The sequence below is a fragment of the Aquirufa regiilacus genome, assembly GCF_032470275.1.
Classification (GTDB): domain Bacteria; phylum Bacteroidota; class Bacteroidia; order Cytophagales; family Spirosomataceae; genus Aquirufa; species Aquirufa regiilacus.
Genome location: NZ_JAVNWW010000001.1, coordinates 1,051,017 through 1,077,461, shown reverse-complemented (window position 1 = coordinate 1,077,461; position 26,445 = coordinate 1,051,017). Strand labels below are relative to the sequence as shown.

General features: G+C 40.7%; 20 protein-coding genes. 12 read left to right on the top strand and 8 right to left on the bottom strand.

Annotated features, from left to right (window positions below; genetic code table 11):
• Window positions 1-16: 16 nt before the first annotated feature.
• Together PQG45_RS04745 and PQG45_RS04740 are read right to left on the bottom strand one after the other, a co-directional pair.
• Window positions 17-1,198 (bottom strand): class I SAM-dependent rRNA methyltransferase, encoded by a 1,182-nt coding sequence (locus PQG45_RS04745; RefSeq protein ID WP_315575327.1) that lies wholly within the window; start codon window positions 1,196-1,198, stop codon window positions 17-19.
• Window positions 1,199-1,217: 19 nt separating this feature from the next.
• Window positions 1,218-2,075 carry a zinc dependent phospholipase C family protein gene (locus tag PQG45_RS04740; RefSeq protein WP_315575329.1) on the bottom strand — a complete coding sequence of 286 codons (858 nt, stop codon included), beginning with the start codon at window positions 2,073-2,075 and terminating at the stop codon, window positions 1,218-1,220.
• Between the two features lie 88 nt (window positions 2,076-2,163).
• On the opposite strand from PQG45_RS04740, the gene rpsT reads away from it, so the two are divergent.
• Together rpsT and radC are read left to right on the top strand one after the other, a co-directional pair.
• Window positions 2,164-2,421, top strand: coding sequence for a 30S ribosomal protein S20 (rpsT, locus tag PQG45_RS04735; RefSeq protein WP_315575331.1), 258 nt, complete (start codon window positions 2,164-2,166; stop codon window positions 2,419-2,421).
• Between the two features lie 73 nt (window positions 2,422-2,494).
• A complete protein-coding gene (gene radC / locus PQG45_RS04730; protein ID WP_315575333.1) occupies window positions 2,495-3,184 on the top strand; it encodes a RadC family protein in 690 nt (229 codons plus the stop codon).
• A gap of 150 nt (window positions 3,185-3,334) precedes the next feature.
• Here the strand turns inward: radC and hisB are convergent, their stop codons facing one another.
• Window positions 3,335-4,447 carry a bifunctional histidinol-phosphatase/imidazoleglycerol-phosphate dehydratase HisB gene (hisB, locus tag PQG45_RS04725; protein ID WP_315575335.1) on the bottom strand — a complete coding sequence of 371 codons (1,113 nt, stop codon included), beginning with the start codon at window positions 4,445-4,447 and terminating at the stop codon, window positions 3,335-3,337.
• Window positions 4,448-4,539: 92 nt separating this feature from the next.
• Here hisB and PQG45_RS04720 point away from each other — a divergent pair, with 92 nt between their 5' ends.
• Together PQG45_RS04720 and PQG45_RS04715 are read left to right on the top strand one after the other, a co-directional pair.
• Entirely contained in the window at window positions 4,540-5,763 is a 1,224-nt protein-coding gene (locus PQG45_RS04720; protein ID WP_315575336.1) for a hypothetical protein, read from the top strand.
• Between the two features lie 170 nt (window positions 5,764-5,933).
• On the top strand, window positions 5,934-7,730 hold the full coding sequence (locus PQG45_RS04715) for a DEAD/DEAH box helicase (protein ID WP_315575339.1): 1,797 nt from the start codon (window positions 5,934-5,936) through the stop codon (window positions 7,728-7,730).
• A 52-nt stretch (window positions 7,731-7,782) separates the two neighbouring features.
• Here PQG45_RS04715 and PQG45_RS04710 read toward each other — a convergent pair whose 3' ends face one another.
• Together PQG45_RS04710 and apaG are read right to left on the bottom strand one after the other, a co-directional pair.
• On the bottom strand, window positions 7,783-8,202 hold the full coding sequence (locus tag PQG45_RS04710) for a hypothetical protein (protein WP_315575341.1): 420 nt from the start codon (window positions 8,200-8,202) through the stop codon (window positions 7,783-7,785).
• Window positions 8,202-8,588: a Co2+/Mg2+ efflux protein ApaG gene (gene apaG / locus PQG45_RS04705; RefSeq protein ID WP_315575343.1), complete on the bottom strand. Its 387-nt coding sequence runs from the start codon at window positions 8,586-8,588 to the stop codon at window positions 8,202-8,204. The genes PQG45_RS04710 and apaG overlap by 1 nt, the downstream gene beginning before the upstream one ends.
• A 12-nt stretch (window positions 8,589-8,600) precedes the next feature.
• Here apaG and PQG45_RS04700 point away from each other — a divergent pair, with 12 nt between their 5' ends.
• Window positions 8,601-9,287, top strand: coding sequence for a uracil-DNA glycosylase (locus PQG45_RS04700; protein WP_315575345.1), 687 nt, complete (start codon window positions 8,601-8,603; stop codon window positions 9,285-9,287).
• Here the strand turns inward: PQG45_RS04700 and PQG45_RS04695 are convergent.
• Together PQG45_RS04695 and PQG45_RS04690 are read right to left on the bottom strand one after the other, a co-directional pair.
• Entirely contained in the window at window positions 9,284-9,580 is a 297-nt protein-coding gene (locus PQG45_RS04695) for a DUF4286 family protein (RefSeq protein WP_315575347.1), read from the bottom strand. The two genes, PQG45_RS04700 and PQG45_RS04695, sit on opposite strands and share 4 nt — an antisense overlap.
• Window positions 9,577-12,534 (bottom strand): FAD-binding and (Fe-S)-binding domain-containing protein, encoded by a 2,958-nt coding sequence (locus PQG45_RS04690; protein WP_316070362.1) that lies wholly within the window; start codon window positions 12,532-12,534, stop codon window positions 9,577-9,579. The genes PQG45_RS04695 and PQG45_RS04690 overlap by 4 nt, the downstream gene beginning before the upstream one ends.
• Before the next feature lie 139 nt (window positions 12,535-12,673).
• On the opposite strand from PQG45_RS04690, the gene PQG45_RS04685 reads away from it, so the two are divergent.
• Window positions 12,674-13,918 (top strand): ABC transporter permease, encoded by a 1,245-nt coding sequence (locus tag PQG45_RS04685; protein ID WP_315575351.1) that lies wholly within the window; start codon window positions 12,674-12,676, stop codon window positions 13,916-13,918.
• A gap of 66 nt (window positions 13,919-13,984) precedes the next feature.
• Here the strand turns inward: PQG45_RS04685 and mdh are convergent, their stop codons facing one another.
• On the bottom strand, window positions 13,985-14,920 hold the full coding sequence (gene mdh, locus PQG45_RS04680; RefSeq protein ID WP_316070361.1) for a malate dehydrogenase: 936 nt from the start codon (window positions 14,918-14,920) through the stop codon (window positions 13,985-13,987).
• A gap of 154 nt (window positions 14,921-15,074) precedes the next feature.
• On the opposite strand from mdh, the gene PQG45_RS04675 reads away from it, so the two are divergent.
• From PQG45_RS04675 to sov, 6 genes are all read left to right on the top strand, one after another.
• Entirely contained in the window at window positions 15,075-15,500 is a 426-nt protein-coding gene (locus PQG45_RS04675; protein ID WP_315575354.1) for a YkvA family protein, read from the top strand.
• A gap of 62 nt (window positions 15,501-15,562) precedes the next feature.
• On the top strand, window positions 15,563-15,769 hold the full coding sequence (locus PQG45_RS04670; protein ID WP_315575355.1) for a Sec-independent protein translocase subunit TatA/TatB: 207 nt from the start codon (window positions 15,563-15,565) through the stop codon (window positions 15,767-15,769).
• A gap of 78 nt (window positions 15,770-15,847) precedes the next feature.
• Window positions 15,848-17,251: an Asp-tRNA(Asn)/Glu-tRNA(Gln) amidotransferase subunit GatA gene (gatA, locus tag PQG45_RS04665; RefSeq protein ID WP_316070360.1), complete on the top strand. Its 1,404-nt coding sequence runs from the start codon at window positions 15,848-15,850 to the stop codon at window positions 17,249-17,251.
• Complete coding sequence (locus PQG45_RS04660) at window positions 17,252-18,697, top strand: lytic transglycosylase domain-containing protein (protein WP_316070359.1); 1,446 nt, start codon at window positions 17,252-17,254, stop codon at window positions 18,695-18,697.
• A gap of 1 nt (window position 18,698) precedes the next feature.
• The gene (gene ruvA, locus PQG45_RS04655) at window positions 18,699-19,286 is read left to right on the top strand and encodes a Holliday junction branch migration protein RuvA (RefSeq protein WP_316070358.1); all 588 of its coding nucleotides are present in this window, start codon (window positions 18,699-18,701) and stop codon (window positions 19,284-19,286) included.
• Window positions 19,287-19,307: 21 nt separating this feature from the next.
• Window positions 19,308-26,432, top strand: coding sequence for a T9SS outer membrane translocon Sov/SprA (sov, locus tag PQG45_RS04650; protein ID WP_316070357.1), 7,125 nt, complete (start codon window positions 19,308-19,310; stop codon window positions 26,430-26,432).
• The last annotated feature ends 13 nt before the right edge of the window (window positions 26,433-26,445 follow it).

Here is a 26,445-nt window from a genome sequence, read left to right as displayed (position 1 = left end):
CGAGCTGCCTTTTTTGTTATAATACTTTCAATACGAATCCTTTCAGGTAATTACTCTCCGGATGGAATAAGTTGATAGGATGATCTGGCGATTGAGTCATTTGGTGAATAACTTGAATTTCCCGACCTACCGCGATACCTGCCGCCACGAGCATGTTATAGAACAAATCTCGCGTGATAACTTGTGAACAAGAATAGGTAAATAACAGCCCATTTTTCTTGATTTTACGCAAGGCTAATTCATTGATTTTTTGATATCCTTGAAGTGCTTTGTGTTTAGCATTCATCGATTTGGCAAATGCAGGTGGATCTAATACAATGATATCAAATTCATCCTCATTCGCTTTTAAATAAGGGAGTGTTTCACCTACAATGGCTTGATGATTGAGCGCTTGCATCTTATTCAAATCGATGTTCGCATTGACTAAATCTATCGCCTTGGCGGATGCATCTAACGAAATGACCGAAGAGGCTCCAGCTTTCAACGCATAGAGCGAGAATCCTCCCGAATAACAAAAGGTATTTAATACTGACTTGCCTTTCGCATATTGAGCTAATAAGGCTCGGTTTTCTCTTTGGTCGATGAAGAAGCCTGTTTTCTGTCCGGTAATCCAGTTAATCGAAAAGGAAATACCATTTTCCTTAACGGTATAGGGAACTTTTACTTCGCCAAATACGAATGCATTGGTACAAGATTGGGCATATTCGGTCGGTAGGGTTTCCCTGCTTTTATCGTAAATCGCTTTGATTTTTTTGCCTAATACATTTTTAACCGCTTCGACAATCTCGTCACGGTCACGGTGCATTCCGATCGTATGGGCTTGAAATACGAGTACGTCCTTGTACAAGTCCATGATGAGGCCTGGACATCCATCACCTTCTCCATGGATTAATCGGAAGGCGTTCGTGTCTTTTAAGGGAAGTAGGCTACGTAAATCCCATGCATTTTGAATGCGGTTTTCCCAAAACGTAGCTTTAGATGTGATTTCTTGAAATGAAATGATCTTGACAGCTATGCTTCCATGATGGAAATGTCCGGTACCTAGGAATTCTTCCCGACTACTATAAACATTTACCCAATCACCATCTTGCAGGTTTGGGCTTTGTTTTACGATTGCTCCAGAGAAGACCCAAGGGTGAAATCGTTTGACCGGGGCGTCCTTCCCGTGCTTTAATTGGACAAATTTCGATGCATTCATGTTGCAAAATTGCATAAAATTATTTGAAATCGGGCTCACCTGCTTCAAGCCATGCGGAATACCAAAGGTTTCCGATGTGTTTGACGGATTCTCGGTAACGCTTTTCTACCTGATTATCAAGTTGTTTGTGGTAGGCATTGATGTATTGTTCAGAGTACAATTTTTCTAAGTTCATACCTTTCTGTCCATGCTTGTATTTTTTCGAATCAGACATTCGTTCGTTGATTAATCGCTCACCTTGAAATACGTGGGCCAATAAACTATGCGATTCAAATATCCAATCCCAAGCATCTCGTAGGACATTTGGAATGTATTCCGCTGGACCTGTCCAATCATCTAATTGCTCTTGGATTTGTTCCGGTATTTTTGATTCCCAGAAACTGTGAATCCCTACTTGGTTGGTTTGTTGGCCATCATAATTGGAAGTTGTATGCAGCGGAACATGCGCATCTGCCACATAATGACCAAGTTCTGCCGATAGTTTGATGATTCGGATTGTGTCTCTAACCGTAAATGCATATTTAAGTTGCTTGTAATAGGTAAGTATGTTCCAGGGTACAATCCCGTGTTTTTGAAGCGAATCTTCTGAATAATAATTTAATGCATTTTCCCAAGTCATATATTTAATCTGTTCTTTTGGGTAGCGATCTAAGTCAATGTAATGACGGGCCGCTTCTTGATCTAGACTATGACGTCGCTGATCGGGTAATACGGCAAAACGTTCTATCGCGTTTATGTGTCTCTTATAAAGATTTATGAGGGGAGGAGGAAGGGTGAAAATTGCCTGTTTATTGATTTTTTTGTGGGCGTAGAATCCCCAAGGTAAATGAGCATAAGCTTGTTGGCAAACAAATAAGCAGCAGAGGAAATATTTCATCAGGTATTTTTTTGTGGTGTATTGTAAATTCTAAACCTTTTGCTTACTTTTGCAATTCAATTTTACAGAAAAGAGAATTTTTTTAAAGATGGCAAATCATAAATCAGCACTAAAGCGTATTCGGGCAAATGAATCAAAGCGTTTGCGCAATCGTTACCAACACAAATCTACTCGTACGTTAATCAAGAAATTGAGATTGACTACTGACAAGGCAATTGTATCTGACTTGTTCAAACAAGTATCTTCTGCGTTGGATAAATTAGCAAAGAAAAACATCATTCATAAAAATAAGGCAGCTAATCAGAAATCGAAATTAGCGAAGTTAGCGAACAAAATCGCAGCTTAATCCCTTATTATCAGGTACTTGATAAACCTCGCTTCGTGCGGGGTTTTCTTGTTTATAGGCATTACATTCGTACATGACCTATCAGAAAATACAAGATTTATTGGCAGAGGATCGCCCGCGGGAGATACTATTTACAAAGGGGCGCGAAATTCTTCGATTAGAGGAGATTTTAGCTATTCTGATCGGTACTGGAATTCGGGATTATTCTGCTTTGGATTTGGCACGTGAAATGATTCGACAAGTGGATGGTGATCTAGCTACCTTGGGTCGATGGGGCTTGCCTGAATTCCGAAAAATCAAAGGCATCGGTGTAGCGAAGGCGGCTGTATTAGTCGCAGCCATGGAATTGGGCCGAAGAAGAATGGATTACCAAGCTAATGCGACAGTAGACCGAATAAGACAATCGGCTGATGCCTATGATTTGCTAAAATCACATTTAGCTGATTTAGTCCACGAAGAGTTTTGGGTAATATACTTGAATCGCGCCGCTCGTATGATCAAAAAGGAATGTATTAGTCGGGGAGGAATTGCTGGCACAGTCGTCGATATCAAGTTGATACTTAAGTCGGCGATTCATTTACAAGCCAGTAGCTTAATCTTAGCGCATAATCACCCGTCGGGACATTTACAGCCTAGTGAAGCTGATAAACAATTAACAAATCGAATGCTTGCTGCTGCAAAGAGCGTAGACATGCTCGTTGCGGATCACCTCATTATTAGTGCGAGTACTTATGTGAGTTTTGCAGATGAGGGCTGGATGTAAAAAAAAGAAAGAGGGATTATTTTCCTCTTTCTTTGTAAATCTTTTGAAGTTTTGCTCCTACAACGATTGAAATCGCGAACAAAATGATAAAGAATGCTGCTCCTGAATATCCCATAGTATTTAATTATTTGTGCAAAATTAACAATTTGTTTAGAGTAATCCTTTGGTACTCGGTAAAGAATTTAAATTTTTTATATCTCTTTCTACGGCCATGCGAATGGTTTTGGCAAAAGCCTTGAATATAGCTTCGATTTTGTGGTGTTCGTTTTCGCCACTTGCTTGAATATTCAAATTGCATTTTGCTGCATCTGAGAATGACTTGAAGAAGTGGGAGAACATTTCCGTCGGCATTTCACCAATCATCTCACGCTTAAAGCTTGCTTCCCAAACCAACCAATTACGTCCTGAAAAGTCCAAAGCCACTTGTGCGAGGCATTCATCCATCGGTAATAAGAAGCCATAGCGATTGATTCCGCGCTTATCACCCAGTGCGAGTGTAAATGCTTCCCCTAAAGCAATTCCGGTATCTTCGATGGTATGGTGTTCGTCAATGTGTAAATCACCTTGAACGGTCACGGCTAAATCAACATTTGCGTGTTTGGCGATTTGATCCAGCATATGGTCAAAAAAGCCTAAACCCGTTTGATTGGCAGCCTTTCCGCTTCCATCTAGATTTAGCTCTATTTGAATTTTAGTCTCGTGTGTATTGCGCTGGTGACTTACGCTGCGCGCGGGCAACTTCAGGAATTGATAAATAGCATCCCAGCCCGTGCAAGTTAACGCAAGGCTGTCGATTAGCGCTGGAGAAATTGTTTGTTCACTGATGTAAATGCCCTTTGCCCCAAGGTTTTTAGCTAGCTGTACATCCGTTTCTCGATCACCTAGTACGAATGAATTCGCTAAATCATAGTTGCCCGTTAGGTATTCACCTAGCATTCCGATACCAGGCTTTCGCGTAGGTAAATTATCAGCAGGAAAACTGCGATCGATGTGAATACCCGTGAATTCGATGCCTTCGCTCGCTAAGATTTCAAGCATTTTATTGTGTGCAGGCCAAAAAGTCTCCTCTGGAAATGCGCTTGTTCCTAGGCCATCTTGATTCGTTACCATCACCAATTCGAAATCTAATTCCTGGGTGATTTTCTTCAAATTAGAAATGGCATTCGGAAGAAATGCTAATTTCTCGTAGCTGTCAACTTGTTGGTCTGTGATGGGTTCGTGAATAATCGTTCCATCCCGGTCAATAAACAATACTTTTTTCATAAAACAAAGGTAATGAATGCCACGTTAATAATTAAAAAATAAGCGGATAGTTATTGTATGAAATCCGTTCAGTCCTTGTAATTTTGCATCCTATGAATCAATCGTTTTACGTAATTAGTGGAGAAGAAAAGTCGGTCATTTTAAATCGGCTTTCGGACTATCTCAATGAGCCTGTCGAAAAAGTGGAGGAGTTGTATCCAGTTTGGGAGGCGATTATTTTGGGAGGTTTATTGAAGCTTGTTCGAAATCGTATTCGTTTCAATGCGCTGTATAATTTTATTTTACAGAAGTCGGCGCCAATCGCTGATATCGAGGCATTCTTAGCAGAAACTGATCAAAAATACGATGAAGATGCCATCTTGCGGTATGGAGAGGGTATGATGGGTATTTTGATCCCTGATAAAAAGAGTGCGATTGCGATGCTATTGTCACGCGAGATGGGGGCTAAGAGTTCAGCTATTTTAAAAGGCTTGACCTTGTTTTTTGGTTTGTATGGCTTTCGTTTAAAGCAGGAAGAATATGCGGCTTTGAAAGATTGGAAAGCTTATGGAGATTATTATTTAGGTTTAAAGCAACAGTTTTATGTGCTTTGTCCTGCTAGAATTCAGTTAGGTGTTTCGGAGATTTTACTTTTATCAGATATTTTAAGGGTAGATACTGGAGCGTTGTTGACCTATTCGGATGAACAAGAACCCTTGAGTGAAGGTGGTTTGTTGCAGAATTTGACGGTCAATACGTTTGTTTACATGCTTATTATTTTGGTTCTAGGGGGTGGTGTCATTTGGTACACAGCGTTTCGATCCACAGAAGCTGAGGAAACAATTGCTGAGACGGAGGAAATTATTCCCATTGATAGCTTAAGTAAATTGAATGATAGTTTGACGCGTGCGGTATTGGATTCGACGAAATTGCGTGCTGATTCATTGACGAGTTTAATTTGGCCCAAAGGGACTTCTTTTGATGTACCTAAAACATCTGTTATTGTGGGATTGCATCAATATTTATCGGACTCTACTCAGACAGAACCGATCGAGTTGGCCGCGAATGAATTGATTTTTGATGCGCAAACAGATTTATTGGACAAGCCAGTCGACTATGTTTTTAAGCGTATGGCTGAAGGCTTGAATCGTTATAAAGAAACATCGCTTAAAATTTTGGTTAATTCGGGAAAAGATGAACGAACATCCTTGAAGCGAGGTTTTGTGATCAAGAATCGCTTAGTGGGTGAGGGGCTTTCGCCTGCTCGTATTGAGGTCAAAACGTCGGATGAAAACGGTGTTATTTTTGCTCTTTCTAAGAAGCCTTTATTAAAATAATCCAATTCGTTTGCTTTCTATTGTTAGTATGCCTACTTTTGTGGCATATTAGTACAAATGCATCCGCATAAATCGATTACAAGTGATTGTAAATCCCTATTGATTAACTACAAAGGGCTATTAGGTTTGATTACGGATGTGTGAGGGCATCATAATTAAACATAACAATCATGAGTGAAAAAATTCGCTTTGATAGTCTTCCTTTGTCGGAAGGTATCCAAGAAGCAGTAAAAGAAATGGGTTTTGAGTTTGCTTCCCCCATTCAATCAGAAGCTATTCCCTACGTTTTAGAAGGTCGCGATGTCATCGGACAAGCCCAAACAGGTACAGGTAAAACTGCTGCTTTTGGTATTCCAATGATCGAACATATCGTACCGTTCGAGAAATTCGTACAAGCTATTATTTTATGTCCTACGCGTGAGTTAGCGGTTCAAGTTTCGGAAGAAATGAAGAAGCTTTCTAAGTTCACGAAGGGTGTTTGGGTGACTACTGTTTATGGTGGTGATTCAATCGATCGTCAAATTAAGTCATTGAAGGCAGGTGCCAACATCGTTGTGGGTACTCCGGGTCGTGTGATTGATTTAATTGAGCGTCGTGCATTAAAGTTACAACAAGCATCCATGATCGTATTGGATGAGGCTGATGAGATGTTGGATATGGGATTCCGTGAGGATATCGAAAGTATCTTGCAAGAAATGCCAAACGAGCGTCAGACTGTTTTATTCTCAGCAACGATGTCTAAGCCAATCATGGCTTTGACAAGTCGTTATTTGACTGAGCCGAAATTAGTGAAGGTCGTTAAAAATGAAATCACGAACGTGAACATCGAACAATTGTATTTCGATGTAAAAGGACGTGCGAAGATGGAGGTTACTACGCGTTTGATCGATTTTTACGCATTGAAATTGATGTTGATCTTCTGTAATCAGAAGAAACGCGTGGATGAAGTTGTAGAAGAATTGGTTTCTCGTGGTTATGCAGCAGAAGGTTTACATGGTGATTTGCGCCAAAGCCAACGTACGCAAGTAATGAATCGTTTCCGTAATGGAAATGTAAATATTTTGGTTGCTACGGATGTGGCGGCTCGTGGTTTGGACGTAGACAATGTGGATGCGGTAATCAATTACGATATCCCTTTGGATGAAGAATATTATGTACACCGTATCGGTCGTACAGGTCGTGCTGGTAAATTCGGTAAGGCATTTACCTTGGTTGTAGGTTCTGAGCGGAATCGTTTGCGTGAGATCATGAACTACACCAAAGTTAAAATTGACAAAGGTGTAATTCCATCGTTTACAGATGTTGTTGGTATCAAGAAAGGCATGTTCATTGAACGTGTGGCTGCTACGATCAACGAAGGTGATTTAGAGGTATTCTCTGATTCATTGGAAAACCTACAGCATGCAGGATTCTCTACGGAGCAAATCGTTGCTGCTTTGGTTAAAATGAACATGGGTATCCAGAAGAATGAGTTTGGTGACGAGAATCTTGAAGGAGAATTAGAGCGTCAATCTCGTAAGTATGGTCGTGAGGAGCGTGGCGGTGGATACCGTGATCGTGATTCGCGTGGTGGTGGAGAGCGCCGTGGTGGTGGTCGTTTTGACCGTGATTCACGCGGTGGAGGAGATCGTGGTGGTCGTTTCGAACGTGGTGGAGATCGTGATCGTGACCGTGGCCCACGTGGTCCTCGTGTGGATCGTGAAGGAAAACCTTACAAAACAGACGAAAACATGGTTCGTATGTTTGTGAATATTGGATTTAATGAAAAAATTTCCCCTTCGAATATCGTTGGAGCCTTTGCAGGTGAGACAGGAATTCCAGGAAATGTGTTAGGCCAAATTCAAATTGAGAATAAACACACGTACGTAGATGTACCGAAAGAATATGCAAACCAAGTAATCGATAAGATGGTTGGCGCGCAAATCAAAGGGAAGCGAGTACTTGTAGAAATCGCTAAGCCGGTTTAATCGTATTTTTTTTTTTTTTTGAGGGGGATGGCCAATGGTCATCTCCCTTTTTTTATGACTTCTTTAAAAAGAAGTGCTGTTTGGGTGCAATGCGTTTTAATGAAATGATTCCCATTTCGAATAATTCGATGCAATGAATGGCTTGTGTTTTTGCAGCAATGAAGGCCCAATTTTGTAAGGATTCTTCAGAATGGCGAATATTCAGGCAAATGAGTAGATTGTCCTGATCATCCAATAAATCGCTTATGGCTTGTAAATCAGTCTCGTTGAGTTTAGCGAAATCAACAACATGTATTTTTCCGGCGGCTAATTTTAAATGTTTACCTAGGCCGTGAATGATGGATTCCTGGATATTTACGGGATTCTGCTGGTAAATCGGGTCAATTACTTGCGTATATATGTCAAATACGAAAGGTGAGTGCAAGCCATGTGCTGTTTGTGCCTTCCAGTTAAATGCGAATCGTTTAAACATTAGTTCTGAGCAAAAGTCGTCGTGAGGGAAAAGGCAGGGATTTCTACCTGAAAAGTTTCTTGCGTAGCTAAATTCAAGAAGGTATAATGGCCACTCATTTTGCCGAATTCCGACATCAAAGGACAGCCAGACGAATATGTAAATGATGTATTGGGTTCTAAGATGGGTTGTTGGCCTACAACCCCTAATCCTTTCACCGTTTCTTCATGCAAGCCTCCATCGAGTATATGCCAATATCGACTTACGAGTTGGACGGGTTGTGTGGACCGATTTAAGATTGTAATTTGGTAACTGAAGAAGTATTGATACGGTTTTTGAATTTCCATATCAGGTATATGGTGGACAATGACTTCAATCGATATTTCAGGTGTATTATAAAGCGACATGGGTTGATTGCTATGGCAAATGAAGTACTAAAATTACAGGATTTACTGCAGAATGATTGGAAAACGGTCTTGAAATCTACGCTGGAATCGGAAAAATTTGATCGTCTTTCTGAAAAAGTCCTTCATGCTTATCAGGTTGAAGAAGTTTATCCTCCTTTGAATCAATTGTTCGATGCTTTTAATGGCTGTTCTTTTGAGCAGACCCGGGTCGTTTTACTCGGTCAGGATCCTTATCATGGGATAGGGCAGGCGCATGGCTTAAGCTTTTCTGTCCCGAATTCGATTCCCTTGCCGCCTTCACTGAAGAATATTTACAAAGAGTTATTCAATGACCTCGGGCTGATACGTTCCTCGGGTGATTTATCGGATTGGGCTCGTCAGGGTATTTTACTCCTAAATACGTCATTAACTGTTCGCGCTGGAGAGGCCGGCTCGCATGCTTCTTATCATTGGCCTATTTTTACAAAAGCCGTTCTTGAGGCTTTGAATTCACAAGTAAAACCTTTGGTTTTTTTATTGTGGGGAAATCATGCCCAGCATTTCGCTTCGATGATTGATGAATCAAAGCATGCGGTGATTAAATCGGCGCACCCTTCTCCTTTAGCAGCGAATCGGGGTGGTTGGTTTGGTACCAAACCTTTTTCGCAAACCAATGATTTCTTGATCTCCAAAGGAATCGAGCCCATTCGCTGGGCCTAAAGTCTTCTCAACTGGCTAGGGAAATAAACGAACTGATTCGGGAATTCGGCTAAAAAGAAATTAGATATTAGGTTTTCAATCGCTTCTTTTCTTACTTCTTCAGATTGCGGAATTAAGCATTGCACGGAAAAGCCCTTCGAGTCGGGTTCTTGGTGGGAGCTAATTTCAAATACGTGTGCCTGCTCAACAAAATCCCATGCATTTAATTCTGGAACGATATGTTTTGTAAGTGCCTTGATGGCTTGCTCTTCGATTTTGTTTTCGACAAAGATGGATATGTTGTATTGGATCATAATTTGAATTGCTTTTGTGCGAGTGCTTTGTACATAATTTCGGCAGTATGAAATCCTTCTTTATCGATTCCGTCTTTGATTTGGTGCCGACAAGATGTTCCGTTCATGGCGATGATGGTTTTACTTTTTGTGGCCAATAGGCGAGGGTAGAGGACTAATTTGGCGATTTGCTGTGATAAATTATAATGTTTTTTATCATAACCAAATGATCCCGCCATACCACAACAGCCTGTTGGTAAGAGTTCAACCTCATAATTTGTTGGAAAGTTCAATACTTGTCGTGTGCTACTGATGCCCGCAATCGATTTTTGATGGCAGTGTCCGTGCAACACGATTTTTTCCGGTTTATCCGTGAATTGATCTGCTGTAATATGTTTAGCTTTTATTTCTTGTAATAGAAATTCATCGATGAGAAGGCAATTTTCCTTTAGCTGCATAGCATCCTGACGTAATGATTCCTCCACTAAATGAGGAATTTCATCGCGGAAACTTAAAATAGCACTAGGTTCAATCCCGATAAAAGGATGTTCCTTTGAAATCAGGCCTTTCAGTATCTCGACATTGGTGTTCGCTAATTTCTTCGCAAAGGCAAGCATGCCTTTGGATATGTAGGTTCTACCACTGATGATTTGATTGGGTATTTTGACTCCGTATCCTAGTTCATTTAGCAGTAATATTGTCTTTTTCCCCAATGCTACCTCATTGTAGTTGGTGAATTCGTCCGCAAATACATACACAAAACCCTTGGGAAATGTTTCTTGGTTTATACGCTTGCTGTGCGCTTTATGCCACGATTCTAGGCTAGTAAAATGAACTTCTGGAATGCTTCGATTCCATGAGAAGCCCATGGCACTTTTCAGTAGAATAGAGCTTCCCGGAAAGTTGATGAGTAAATTATATAGAGGGGCCACATAGCTTGCCAATTTTTGAAGGCTAGGGAAGTGCCCGACCATCTGTGTCCGCCAAGGAGTTCCTTGTTTGTCATAATGCTGTTGGAGCGTTTCTGCCTTCAACTTGGCCATATCTACCCCAGATGGACATTCCGTTTGGCAACCTTTGCAAGAAAGACATAGATCTAATACTTCCAGTAATTCCGGATTCGAATAGGCCTCTGAACCACTTTCCGTGATAAGTTGGCGTAAAATATTAGCTCTTCCTCGAGTACTATCTTTTTCTTTTTGGCTCGCCATGAAACTCGGGCACATCGTTCCACCTGTCAATGCCGTTTTTTTGCAATCGCCTGATCCTGAGCATTTTTCAGCGAGTCCTAATGGACTTCCTGTTTCTAGGTAATGAAAATAATACGCTTGTGGAATTTTTGTTTCTTTCTTTCGAAATGCCTCATCCATGGGAGGTGAGTGAACTATTTTACCTGGATTGAGAATGTTGTTAGGGTCAAATAATTGTTTGATTTCCACGAACAATTGGTAAATAGCATCCCCCATAATTTGAGGTATAAATTCACCTCTTAGTCGGCCATCTCCATGTTCTCCACTCAATGAGCCTTTGTATTTCTTAAGTATTTCGACCGTTTCCGTTAATAAGGAACGGAATAATGTTTTGCCTTCCGTGCTGTGGATGTCCAAAAAGGGTTCAATGTGTAATTCGCCTGCTCCCGCATGCGCGTAATAGGCCGCTTGAACATTATTTTTAGCAAGTAATGCTTGAATATCAGCCACATAGGCAGGTAAATCAATCGGAGCAACGGCACAGTCTTCGATCAGGTTAACGGGTTGTTTAAGCCCGGTTTGGTTACGGATAAGACCTAAACCAGCTTTTCGAATGTCCCAACCTTTGCTGATTTCATCGCCGTACAAGACTGGGAATGCATACGCTAGGTTAGCTTCTTGAATCGATGCGATGCATTGATTGATTTTTCCATCTAATGTAGCCTGGCTATCTGATCGGAATTCGACCATCAATATGGCGGCAGGTTTCCCTTCGATAAAGCTTCGGTCATCTTTAAAGTTGGGATGATTCTCCGTAAAAGAAAGAATAAAATCATCCACTAATTCGGATGCGGTTGGGTGGGAATCTAAGGCGAGAATATTCGCTTTTAATGAATCCTGTAAGCTAGTGCAATGCAAACAAAGTAAACCCACAAACGGTTCGGGTTTGTTTAATAGGTTTAATTTGGCTGCATGAACGACGGCTAAGGTGCCTTCGGACCCTGCGAATAAAGCGGAAAGATTAAATGGTTTTCCGTTCGGGTTAAAAGGTTGCATTTCGATAAGTGCATCGAGTGCATAACCGGTGTTCCGACGTTTGATTTCAGCTTTTGGAAAAGCGTTTTTAATCAATAATTGAATCTCAGGGTTATTGAGGATTCGATGTAATTCTCGGTAAATTTTCCCTTCCAGGTTGTTGAGCGCTGTTTTCTTATAAAAAGCATCTAGACTCAAGGGTTCTGTATGAATTTCGGTTCCATCGGATAACCAAGCTCTCGTTTCCATTAAATGGTCACGTGTCGTTCCCCAAACAATCGAATGCAGTCCACAGGAATTGTTTCCGATCATACCACCAATCAACGCGCGGTTAGCTGTTGAGGTTTCAGGACCAAAAAACAAGTCGGCAGCCGCTAAATGCTTATTTAAATCATCTCGTATTATGCCGGGTTCTACCCAAACGGATTGTTCTTTTTTGTTTAATTGGATGATTTTGGCCATTTGAGCAGAAATCTCCAAGACAATACCATCACCTACAACTTGGCCTGCTAGGGAAGTACCTGCACCTCTGGGAATGATGTTAGTCTTGTGTGTAGCTGCAAATTGAATAAGACGTTTCATGTCTTTTGCATGCATCGGAATCGCCACGGCTGTGGGTTCCACCTCATAGACGGATGCATCGGTGGCGTACAATTTTTTGGTCAGCCGACTGGTTTGCGAATCATTGAAAAAGAGTTCTCCTTCGAAATGAATTTTTAATTGCTCGATGTCCCGCTTACTCCAGTGCATGTATCTACGAATTGAATTTTAAAATTACGAAATCCAATCTTACCAACATATAACCACTCAAAGTTTCTGATGTGCATTTCATCCGAATGAACGAATTCCTTTCGTTATTAATTGTAAATTTGAATTCAAACTGAAATCTATGTTCTTTTTACGCCAAGTTTACGAGAGTTTTTTGTTTGCCTATCAGGCATTGCGATCTAATGTGATGCGTACTACCTTGTCCTTATTAGGTGTAAGTGTGGGTATTTTTGCCATCGTAGCTGTTTTTACAGCTGTGGATTCATTGAATAACAAGATTCGTAAGGAGATTGATTCCTTTGCAGGTTCTGGCGTATTATATGTAGGAAAATGGCCATGGTTGATGCAGAATAATTACCCTTGGTGGAAGTATTTGAATCGTCCGGAGATGAAGTACACGGAATTTAAATACTTGAAGGAGCATTTAGAAAACGCAGAAGCCATTGCGATCATGGATGGCGGTCGGACCGCGAATGTTTCTAGAGGTAGTAATAGTATCGATGCCAATATGACGGGGGCGTCGTATGAGTACAATCAAATTACGAGTACGCCCATTCAAGATGGACGCTACTTTCTTCCCATTGAATCAGATAACGGATTGTTTGTCTGTATTATAGGTGCCAAAGTTGCAGAAACTCTAGTGGATGGTCGGTCTGCTGTAGGAGAGATTATCAAAGTCAATGGCATTAAATTTTTGGTTATTGGAGTCATTGAAAAGAAAGGGGAGGATATGTTGAATTTTGGAGGTACTCCCGATGAAAAAGTGATTATTCCCTACACAACTTTTGCGGCGGTCTTTCAAAAAGATAAACCTGCACCAGATATTGCGATTAAAGCATTTAAGTCGGATGATGGACAAGCTGCTTTGGAAGGGGAGATTACGGGCATGATGCGTAGTTTACGATCAATTAAACCGAAGCAAGAAGATAATTTCTCTGTGAATCGTTTAGATGGTCTTCAAGCGTTTTTCGATGGAATTTTTGCGGCTTTGAATATTGCTGGAGCTCTGATTGCCGGATTTTCGTTGTTGGTAGGTGGTTTTGGTATCGCAAACATCATGTTTGTCTCTGTGAAGGAACGGACGAATATCATTGGTATTCAGAAATCCTTAGGCGCGAAGAATTATGTGATTTTGTGGCAGTTCTTATTTGAGGCTATATTTTTGAGTTTGATTGGAGGGGTCGTTGGAATTGGATTAGTCGTCTTAATAACCTTGATTCCACAAGAAGCACTTCCTTTGAGTTTGACGGCTGGAAATGTTATTAAGGGCTTATTTATATCAAGTTTCATCGGTGTGTTATCCGGAATTATTCCGGCATGGGTGGCCGCGAAGATGGATCCAGTGACGGCCATTCGTTCAAAATAAACGATTTATAGGGCATGAAAAAAGCCTCTCCTAAACAAATAGGAGAGGCTTTTTAGTAATTTACAATTACAGAGACAAGGTTTCTAATACCGAGTTCATATTGCGAACAGCATCCGCAGACTTGTTAAAGGCTGCTTGCTCATCTTCTGTTAATTTATAATCAACGATTTTCTCCCATCCGTTTTTACCTAATACCACGGGTACGCCTAGGCAAATATCAGATTGACCATATTCTCCATCAAGGGATACACAGCAAGACATGATCTTTTTCTCATCACGTACAATTGCCTCAACTAATGCAGCACCTGCAGCACCTGGAGCATACCAAGCTGAAGTACCCAATAAACCTGTTAAGGTTGCACCACCGACCATTGTGTCAGCTGCTACTTTGTCTAAAGTATCTGCATCCAAGAATTGGCTTACTGGAACACCATTGTAAGTTGCTAAACGCTTTAATGGAATCATCGTTGTATCTCCGTGACCACCGATAACCGTTCCGTGGATATCATTGATTGATACATCCATTGCTTTAGCTAAGTAGCACTTGAAACGTGCTGAATCCAAAGTGCCACCCATACCGATAATGCGGTGCTTGTCTAAACCAGCAACTGATTTCGCAAGGTAAGTCATTGTATCCATTGGGTTAGAAATGATAACAATGATTGGGTTTTTAGAGAATTTAAGAATGTTTTCAATAACACTCTTCACGATACCCGCATTCACGCCGATTAATTCTTCACGTGTCATACCAGGCTTACGAGGAAGACCTGAAGTAATTACGACAACATCTGAATTTGCTGTTTTTGAATAATCGTTTGTTGAACCTACTAATTTCGTATCAAAACCTAACAAAGAGGCCGTTTGAAACATATCAAGGGTTTTGCCTTCAGCAATTCCTTCTTTGATATCTAATAATACTAATTCATCGGCTAATTCTTTTCTAGCGATGTTGTCAGCACAAGTTGCACCTACGGCACCTGCTCCTACTACGGTGATTTTCATTGTTTTTATTTTTAGGAAAGATTATACTAAAATCGCTGCAAAAATAAGACATAATCGGCAATTATCGACGTTCTTTTTAAAATCAATATTATAAAGGATAGACCCGACTTGATTTTAGAAGCATTTTAGTATATTTAAGGATTAATTAGTGAAAATGGGAACAGAGAAAAGCTTTATCGATCGGATTATTTCGTCACATTATTTTCAGAAAGCCATGGAAAAAGCGGAAGCTGTTTTCATGCATGATAAATTAGGTATGCTAGGCCTACTTCAGAAGGCGCTTGTGAAGGTTCAGGAGCTAGCCGCAACGAGCAATATTTCGGTGGTTAAATTATTAAACCATTACATTGTTTTGTTTAGTGAACTAATTAAAGCCTATATCGCTGGGACATACAAGAAATTGCCTGCTATTACGTTAGTGAAAATGGTGGCTGTTTTAGTTTATTTTATTTCACCCTTTGATTTCATTCCAGATGTCTTGCCTTTTGTGGGGTTTACGGATGATTTAGCGGTTGTTTTATGGGTTGGGAAATCGATAAAAAATGAATTAGATGAATTTGAAAAACATGCGAATGTTTAACGCCTGAATAAGGATTATTACTGACTATTGAATATATTTACAAAATTAAAAATTAGACTACAATGAACATCTCAAGTATATTATTGTTTTTGAATGGTTTAGGTGGCGGTGAATTATTATTAATTGGCTTAGCGATCTTGTTGTTTTTCGGTGGCAAGAAGTTACCTGAATTAATGCGTGGACTTGGAAAAGGAATTCGTGAGTTCCAAGACGCGAAGAATGAAGTAAAAGATCAGATCAACAAAGAATTAGACGAAACGAAGAAATAGTCTTCCCGTTTTTGTTTTCAATGCATAGTTGGCGAAAGCCAACTATGCTTTTGTGTTTAAAAAGAATCCCATTTTTTGATGAATTTAGCCCCTGTTGCCTACTCGGAAATACGTCGAGATTTATTGGTTGGCAAGCGTACGTGTGTGGAGATTGTGCAAGGTCATTTAGATCAGATAGCAGCATATAATGCCCAATTAAATGCATTTTTAACTGTTTATGACGAAGAGTCATTAGCACGAGCGGTGGAGATTGATGCCAAAATTAAACAAGGCAATGCAGGACCCTTAGCGGGTTTGATCGTGGGTATCAAAGATTTACTTTGCTATGCAGATCATCCGAGCCAGGCGGGTAGCCAAATCTTACATGGTTTTCAATCCACGTTTTCCGCGACCGCTGTCCAACGGTTGTTGGACGCCGATGCGATTATCATTGGCCGACAAAATTGTGATGAGTTTGGGATGGGATCAACGAATGAGAATTCTTCTTTTGGTCCGGTATTAAATTTTGCCAATCCTGCGCATGTTGCGGGTGGGAGTTCAGGCGGTTCGGCCGTTGCAGTTCAAGCAGGCATGTGTCAAGTCTCCTTAGGTACAGATACAGGTGGTTCCATTCGGATGCCAGCTGCTTTTTGTGGAATTATGGGCTTGAAACCTACTTATGGTCGTGTTTCTCGTTGGGGGCTTATCGCATACGCATCATCATTTGATACGATTGGGCCGATGGCACATCATTTATCGGATTTAGCGATTGTTCTGAAAACAATCGAAGGAAAAGATGGCTATGATAGTACGGTTGTAGATGATTTTTCAACGGATTTTTCAAGCAAGAAGCAGGTGGCCTATATCAAAGAGATTGTAGAACATCCAAGTTTGCAGCCTGAGATTCGGGAGGCATTTTTTGCTCAAGTAGCTAAATTGAAAGCAGCTGGATACGAAGTAGTTTCTGTAGATTTTGCTTTTATCGAGCAATTATTACCCACCTATTATGTGTTAACTACCGCAGAAGCGAGTTCAAATTTGGCACGTTTTGACGGTGTTAAATTTGGGCATCGGTCAGCGGATGCAAAGGATTTAATGGACTTGTACAAGAAAACACGTGATGAAGCTTTTGGTGAAGAGGTGAAGCGTCGGATAATGTTGGGGACTTTTGTATTAAGTGCCGACTATTACGATGCTTATTATACGAAGGCGCAACAAGTTCGTCGTTTGATTCAAGAAAGAACTTTGGAGATTTTAGCGGAAAGTGATTTCATTATTTCACCTACGACTTCATCTACGGCTTATAAGTTAGGGGAAAAGACTTTAGACCCACTTCAAATGTATTTGGGTGATTTGTTCACGGTGCAAGCGAACATCACGGGTCTACCCGCCATTTCTGTTCCAATGGGAGTTGATGCAGAAGCTTTGCCTATGGGCTTTCAGATTACAGGAAAGGCATATGATGAACAAGGATTGATTGAATTTGCTAAGCAATTTGAATAGATGTTAAACAGACTTTTGTGTTTTGTGGCTTTGTTGGTATTTGCTCTCCCTGTTAGGGGGCAGATTACAGCTGCTTTGCCACCAGCTCAAGAGAATACTGCGGGAAAGAACTATTTCCCAGCGGATGATTTAGCTGCCATTGATTCTTTGGCCTTAGTGGAACAAGGTTTACCTACGGCATTTATGATTGATCCTTCGATCGTGTCAAGCCGATTGAAGGGACTTCAAAATCAAATTCCCTTAAACTATAATTTTCAAACGCATCAGTTCGTCGAATATTTTGCTTTTCGGAAAGCGGAGTTTACCCAACGGATGTTGGAGAAGCGGGACCTCTATTTTCCCTTATACGAGAAATACCTAAAGCAATACAATCTTCCTGATGAGTTGAAGTATTTATCCTTAATTGAATCCGGATTAGAGCCGCGGGCCTTAAGTAATAAAGGTGCTGGTGGATTGTGGCAATTTATGCCTTATACTGCACGAGGAGATTTCGGTTTACGTGTTGATGGCGTTGTAGATGAACGATTCGATCCAGAAAAAGCTACGGAGGCAGCTTGTAAGTATTTGAAGCAGTTATACCGCATTTTTGGTGATTGGCATTTAGCATTAGCGGCCTATAATACGGGTCCAGGAAATGTTAAACGTGCGATTCGTAAATGTGGTCGTAGTGATTTTTGGGGTATTTATAATTGTCTACCCAAGCAAACCCGTGCTTATGTTCCCCAATTCATCGCGATGGATTACATGATGAACTATCATGCTGACCATGCCATTCATGCGGAAAAATGGGTGAAAAAGATTCCATTCGATACGATCCAGGTGAAAGGGTATTTGAACTTGAACCGATTAAAGCAATTTGCTTCGATTCATGTGGACACATTTCAGTTTATCAATCCCCATTTAATTGGTGCTACGATTCCCAATGACAACAAAACTGTCGTTGTTTATATTCCAAGTTCCCGTTTTGAATATTTTAAGTCCAACCGAAAAGCCATTTTAGATTCGGCTTCCTTTGTTAATCAGAAGCAAACCGATAGCCTTGCTTCATTATATGTTGATAAATTGGTTAAGCGCCGTTACAAGGTTAAGCGAGGTCAATCGCTTTATGATGTCGCTCGTATTTTACACGTGAGTGTTTTGGAGTTAAAACATTTAAATCAACTCAGAACGAATCGGATAAATCGTGGTAAGCAATTGCTTTATTTCGCACGGATTCGTGAGAAGGTCATGCAAACGCCTGGCGATTCCACTGTCGATGAGGAAGCACCTGTCGTTCAAGTAAAAGTAAGGAAAGCTAAGATTCGGTATCATAAAGTTCGTTCAGGTGATACACTTTCCGACATCGCCGAACGTTATCAGGGTTTGACCATAACAAAATTGAAAAAACTAAATCGAATGCGTGCTTCGACGACTTTACGTCCTGGTATGCGTTTACGAATTTCATAACATGATCGCATATTTAAAAGGTAAATTAGCACATAAGGATCGCACACATGTCATCATTGATGTGCAAGGCGTAGGTTATGAGGTGAAAATCTCGTTGCAAACGTATGATGCCTTGAAAGACGGCAACGAAAACGTTCAGTTATTTACGCATCTTCAGATCAAAGAAGATTCTCATACCTTGGTGGGATTTCATTCCATGGATGAAAAATACTTGTTTTTGGATTTAGTATCCGTTTCGGGTGTTGGCTTAAGTACGGCTTTGGTGATGCTTTCTTCGTTTTCTTCGAGTGAGATTCGTTCCGCGATTATGAATGAAAACATCGGTTTAATTCAATCCATTAAGGGAATTGGTTCGAAGACGGCCCAACGGGTTATCTTGGAATTGAAGGATAAATGCAAAAAGGATACCTTGTTTGTTGAGGCAGGTGCGGCATCTCATGATGCTTCATTTGGCATTAAGCAAGAAGCCTTGGCCGCTTTAGTGACACTTGGAATTCCACGGGTTGCTGCAGAGAAGAATTTGGATCAATTGCTAAAGGCAAATCCAGATTCGAATGTAGAACAATTAATTAAACTGGCTTTACGTTAAGTTATTTTTAACCCTTTCTGCATGTTTTTGCCCCGACTTTTTCATCGAACCTTTCCATTAGCTTTTGCGAGCTTATTGGTGTTTGGTGGGTCTGTGAACATGGTTGGGCAAGAATTAGATTCTACGAAGGTTCTTGAAAAAAGTGGAAAAAAGCCACGGTACCAAGTCAAGAAATCGACTTTGATTACCCAAAAACAAAAATCACCCTTTGCCATTTATGCGATTCCACAGGTTAAATCGACTACACGGATAGTCGGTGAAAATGTATTTCAGGAACGTTTGTTGGGTGATTTTTCATTGAGTCCTATTCATAGTAAGAGCTTTTCAGATTATAGTCTTCAGCAAAATAGTTTGGTCAATCGCAGTTTTTGGAATGCTTATTCCAAGAGTCTCGATGGTTCTAGTAGTGTTCAATCTCGCGGTTTATTCCCTAAGATTGAATTGCCTCCTGCGATAGATCGAATTTTCGGTGGTTCCGAAGTGTATTTTAAACCCAATGGTAGTTTATTGTTGGACATCGGTTACCAAGGTCAATATGTAGATAATCCTGCCATTCCGGTTCAATTGCGCTATGTAGGTAATTTGTTTTTCAACGAACAGGCACAGATCAACTTCCAAGGTAAGATTGGTGATAAATTGAATTTGAATGCCAACTTTGATACGAAGGCAAGTTTCAATTTCCAAAATCAATTAAAGTTGAATTGGAAAACGCAGGAAGAAGATATTTTGCAAAACATTGAAGCCGGTAATACCTCATGGACATTGAATTCGCAATTGATTCCAGGTGTTCAGAATTTGTTTGGTCTTAAGACATTATTGCGTTTTGGTAATTTGGATGTGACAGTTGTCGCAGCACAACAACGTTCTAAGCAGGATTGTATCACGATGAAAGGTGGTTCTCAGGGACGTTCATTTGAATTGCGTGCAGATCAATACGATGAAAATCGGCACTTCTTTTTATCGACCTTTTTTCGAAATAATTACGAGCGTTCTTTGCAGAACCTGCCTGTTATTACGAGTGGAATCACGATTACACGTGTTGAAGTTTATGTAACCAATCGTACGCAAAGCACGGAAACCTTACGAAATTTGGTCGCCTTAGCCGATTTAGGGGAATCAAATCCATACAGTCGGGATAAAGCTGTTTTGCAACCCATTGTCGCTGGTCAAACTGTTGATAACAAAAATAATGGCTTGTATGCCAAGTTAACAGCGGATGCACAAATTCGTAAGTCGGATCAAGCATCTTATCAACTAGAATCTGCCTATGCCTTACAACGTGGGACTGATTTTGATATGTTGAAAGGTGCCAAACGTCTAAATGAACGTGAATTTAAGTTCAATTCACAACTCGGTTATATATCTTTAGTTGCTCCGCTTCGGAATGACGAAGTGTTAGCTGTAGCGTATGAATACACGTTTAATGGTCGGAAATATAAAGTAGGGGAGTTGACGGAAGATTACCAGGCCCGACAAGATAACGAGGTATTGATCTTGAAGATGTTGAAGTCTTCTACAATTCGGAACCACCTGCAACACCCCATGTGGGATTTGATGATGAAGAATATCTACTCGTTGAATTCGAATGGATTAAGTAAGCAGAATTTTCAGTTACGTTTGATTTACAAGGACGATGCAACGGGCATAGATAATTCGAACTTGATCGAAGGTGAGAAGGTCAAAGACATTCCTTTGGTGAAGGTATTGGGATTAGATAAATTGAATTTTGCGGGTGATCCTCAGCCTGATGGTAATTTTGATTACATCGAGGATATTACGATCGATTCCAAAAATGGAAAGATTATTTTCCCTGTCCTAGAGCCTTTTGGTTCTAGCTTGAAAAAGCAATTCACTGCATCAGAGTCAAATTTGGTCGAGAAATATGTCTTTGATAAGTTGTATCGATTGACGCAGACGGATGCACTCCAACAAGCCTCAAAGAATAAGTTTTTTATCAAAGGTAATTTTCAGGCGGGTGTCGGTGGTGATATTTCCTTGCCATTTGGCGTAGAAGCGAAGTCGGTGACTGTATCAGCGGGAGGTCAATCTTTGGTTGCGGGTTCCGACTACATTGTAGAAGGGCAGTCGGGGAAAGTGAAGATTCTAAATGAAGGCGTATTTCAGTCGGGGAGAGAGTTAAAAGTATGTTACGAAAAGCCTGATTTATTTACCAATCAGGTGAGAACCTTATTGGGGACACGTTTGGATTATAATTTAGGTCAAGATGTACATTTAGGGGCAACGGTGCAGAGCATGAGTGAAACACCACCGGCTTTTTTACGTCGTGTTTCGATTGGGAATGAACCCGTTAATAATACTTTGATTGGGTTTGATGCGAGTATTTTGAAGAAATCAAATGCATTAACTCGGATGATTGATGCATTGCCCATTATTTCCACGAAGGAAACATCAGTCATTGATTTTCAAGGTGAATTTGCCAAGTTAATTCCGAATGTCAATGATCGTGTGCAGGGGAACGCGTTTATCGATGATTTTGAGTCGGCACGCGTCGTATTTAACTTAAGTTCGCAACCGACCTTATGGCGTCCTGCGTCAACGCCAAAGGATTTTGTGGTAGCGAATCCACGGGACTTGAGTTCAAATTTCCGTCGGGCGAAAATTTCAGCATATAACGTGGATGCCAGTCTCTATGGACAAGGTGGATTCTCGATCGATGTTCCTGGACTTGATCCAGCCACGGTGAATACCTATGCCTATGAGCGGGTTGTAACGCCAAAGGGCTTGTTCCCCAATAAAGATTTCGCGAATAACATCACCAATTTACCGCTGGGCGTTTTGGATGTTGCTTATTTCCCATCAGAACGCGGTATTTATAACTTTAATCCGAATTTGACATCACAAGGCTTATTAGCCAATCCGAAGAATAATTTTGGAGCGATAACGCGTGCGATAACATCAGATACCGATTTCGACAATGCGAATGTGGAGCAGATTGAGTTTTGGTTGATGGATCCATTTGTTTCCGGAGAGTCTGGGAAAATTCGTGATGGTGTATTTAATAAGAATAATACGACAGGGGGTAAATTGATTTTCCATTTGGGAGATGTGTCGGAAGATTTTATTCCGGATGGTTTCTCCAACTTTGAGAATGGCATTCCGGCAGGTGAAAAGATTGTTTCGGGAGGTTCGCAGAATGTTGAGAAAACGAATTGGGGCTTAGCGCCAAAACGTCAATTTGTGATTAATGCCTTTGATAATCAAGGGGGACGAGGCCAACAAGATATTGGATTGGACGGTTTACCTAATCAGGTCAATGAGAATAGTTCGATTTCAGAAGCTACCTATTTTGCGGAATATCTAGCGCAAACCAAAACGCGTGTAAGCGATTCGAAGGCGATTGCCGCGATACAAGCTGACCCTGCGGGTGATGACTTCGTGCATTATTTGAGTAGTAATTATAATACTACCGGCAGTATGATTGAGCGTTACAAGAATTACATGGGGATTGAAAACAATTCGCCTACGACGGATAACCCGAGTAATTCGAATGTGACGGAGGCGAATTCCATGATGCCAGACCGCGAGGATTTAAATAATGATAATACCGTTAATGAGGTTGAGGCGTATTTTCAATATGAGGTCGACTTGAAGCCGGGCGGATTAGCGGTTGGCCAAGGATTTGTTGTTGATAAAGTCAATGATGGGGGAGTGGATTGGTATTTATTCCGAATCCCGATCAAAGACAAACGTAATTATACGACTCCGGCAGGTGAAATTTCGAGTTTCAAATCGATTCGTTTCTTCCGAATGTTATTGAGTCAATTCCAAGATCCTGTGGTTTTACGTTTTGCGCAATTACAATTATCCGGTTATTCTTACCGCAAGTTTATCGGGGATTTGGATCAACGCAATGGACAGGAAATTCCGGAGACCTATGATGCGAAGTTCCGGATATCTTCCGTAAACATCGAGGAAAATGGCCCGGCAACCAAAGGTGCGAATACGATTCCCTATGTTGTGCCTCCGGGATTTGTTCGGGATCAAGACGTGACAACGATTAATAACGCACGATTGAATGAACAATCGATGAGTTTATGCGTGGATAATTTACGTCCGGGCGATGCGCGTGGTGTGTTTAAGAATTCGGCATTTGATTTCATTAATTACAAGCGTCTACGCATGTTTGTTTCGATGCAGAGCCCCGATCAGGTGGATGGGCAGGTTTCTGCTTTTATGCGTATAGGAACTGACTTGACGGACAACTATTACGAAGTTGAACAAACGGGATTACGTCAAACGCAAAAAGGCCAAAGTTTAGATATTGAAATTTGGCCTCAAGACAATGAATTTGATATTGAATTTGACTTATTGAAGCAAGCAAAAATTGAACGGGACCGACAAGGCAAATTCTTGAATGATCGTTTTACCTTGAATATGCTTTCTTCTACAGGGAAAACCTATCGCGTGACTGTGATGGGCCGCCCGGATCAGAGTGCATCGATGATTTTGATGATAGGTGTTCGAAATACGGCAAAAGACGGTCAAAATAAGTCCTTCTGCGTATGGGTAAATGAGTTGAGAGCTTCAGGTTTTGATCAAACTTCGGGTGCAGCTGCCTTAGGTAAGATGGGAATTAAATTGGCTGATTTAGGCCAAATTACCATGAATGGTAGTTTCAAAAACTATGGCTTTGGTGGAGTTCAATCAAAGATTTCGGATCGATCACGCGATAATACGAAGGAATATGGCATTACGGCCAATTTGAATTTGGATAAGTTTTTACCGCAGAAATGGGGCTTTAAGATTCCTTTTTATGTGTCCTATGACCGACGAAACGTCGCTCCTCAATTTGATCCATTAGATCCCGATATCTTCTTAGCCGATGCGGTAAGTAAATTTAATACACAGGCTAAGCGTGCGGATTATTTGAAATTAGTAGAAGATAATACGGAACGACAAGGGTTTAATTTTACCAATGTCCGCAAGATTCGATCTTCGTTAGCGAAGCATGCCTATGTCTGGGACTTGTCGAATTTTACGTTTAGCTATGCCTATTCCGAAATGATTCGAACGAATACATTGACGGAAACTTACCGACAATTAAGTCAACGAGGAAGTATTTTATATAGCTATACCTCGTCAGCAAACTACTGGGAGCCATTTACGAAGATGAAATCTAATTCGCAGTGGTTGGCTCTTTTGCGTGATTTAAATGTGAATATTATTCCTTCTTCGATTACGATGCGTGCCGAGATGGATCGGAGTTTTGTGAAGACGCAATTGCGAAACCAACAATTAACGACCGAAGGAGTTGCTCCGCAATTTGAGAAATATTGGTTCTTGAATCGGCAGTATGCCTTCAATTGGAATTTGACTAAGAGTATGATTGTCAACTATTCAGCCAATGTTAATTCCATTATCGATGAGCCATTTGGGGATTTAGATACCCAAGCAAAGCGTGATTCGGTCATTTTCAATATACGTGCCTTGGGTAGAGCAAAGGAGTTCGACCAACAAGCCGGATTGATATGGCGCTTGCCGCTGCAGAAATTGCCTTTGACGGATTGGATGAATGCGGATTATACGCATCGCATTGGGTATAATTACTTTGCCAATTCATTTAATATCAAGGACTCTTTGGATATTCCTTTTGGTAATATTATTAAGAATACCCGGGAGCGTTCCATTAATGGTAAAGTTGACTTTGTATCCTTGTACAACAGGATTCGTGCTTTACGTTGGGTGAATTCAAGTAATCCTAGCACGAAGGACGTAGCGCGAAATCCAGGAGATGATGAGGATATCATCATTCCGCCTAAGAATGCATTGAAGTCGGTAGCCCGATTGCTTTTAACACTTCGCGGAATTCAGGTTAACTATTCAATAAACGAGTCCACAACCTTGCCTGGATTTAATCCATCACCAGGTAAATTGGGCATGAATGGGAATTGGGGTGCACCTGGATTGGATTTTGTTAGTGGGGGGCAAAGTGATCAAATTCGTTTCACGGCTGCGGAGAATGGCTGGTTGTCGAAGAGTATCGTTCAGAATGTGCCGTTTACCCAATTGCGTCAACAGAAATTCAGTTATTCAACGCAATTAGAGCCGAACAAAGATTTACGTATTCAGGTTGAGGGGAATTATAATAAAGGAGATAATTATCAGGAGTTTTTCCGTCCTGCGGAATTAGGTGGACCATTTAAGAGTCAGAGTCCTTTGCGTTCAGGAAATTATTCGATGTCCTTTTTGTCCTTTATGACAGCATTTAAAGATCCGACGAATGTGTTCGAAATATTTCGTTCGAATCGAGAAGTGCTCATGACACGTTTGAATCGTACGAAGGTCGCAGAGGGCATGTATAACAAGAATTCGCAAGATGTGTTGATTCCATCTTTCTTTGCCGCTTATTCAGGTGTTTCTGCGAATGATGTCAAGTTTTCGCCTTTTTATAATTTACCATTGCCCAACTGGAAAGTGGACTATAATGGCCTGAATTTGTTCCCGGGTATTACGAAGAAATTTAGTTCGTTTACGATTACACATATGTATTCAAGTACGTATAGCGTGGGTAATTTTGTGTCATCGTTGGAATATGGTCAATTAGCGAATGACTTTCAAAATCTTACCTTGAACAGTCTTTTGTATCCATTATCTTCTCGATTTGATCCTGAAACACGCACATTGATACCGGTTTATGTGATGAGTACAATATCATTTACAGAACGCTTTTCGCCTTTAGTGGGGGTTAATGCTATTACAAAGAGTAGGGTTTCCTTGCGTTTTGAATATAACCAAGATCGTTCCGTTGGATTGAATTTAGCCAACTCCCAAGTGGCTGAGGTGGCGAATAAGGATTTAACCTTTGCGGTTGGATTTACCAAAGCCAATATGTTGATTCCTTTTAAGATAAATGGTCGATTGGTGCGTTTGCCTAATGACCTTCGTTTCAATATGAATTTAACCATTCGAGATACGCGGACCTTGCAGCGAAAGTTGGATGCGGAGACGGTCGTAACACAAGGCTTCGTGAATTTCCAATTTAGGCCTCAGATTAGTTATTCGGTGAGTGATAAATTATCAGTTACTGCATATTTCGATAAAATGATGAATAACCCTTTGGTTTCCAATTCATTCTATCGTTCGACCGTAGCAGGAGGTTTTCAAATCCGATATAGTTTAGAATAATTATTTTAAAATT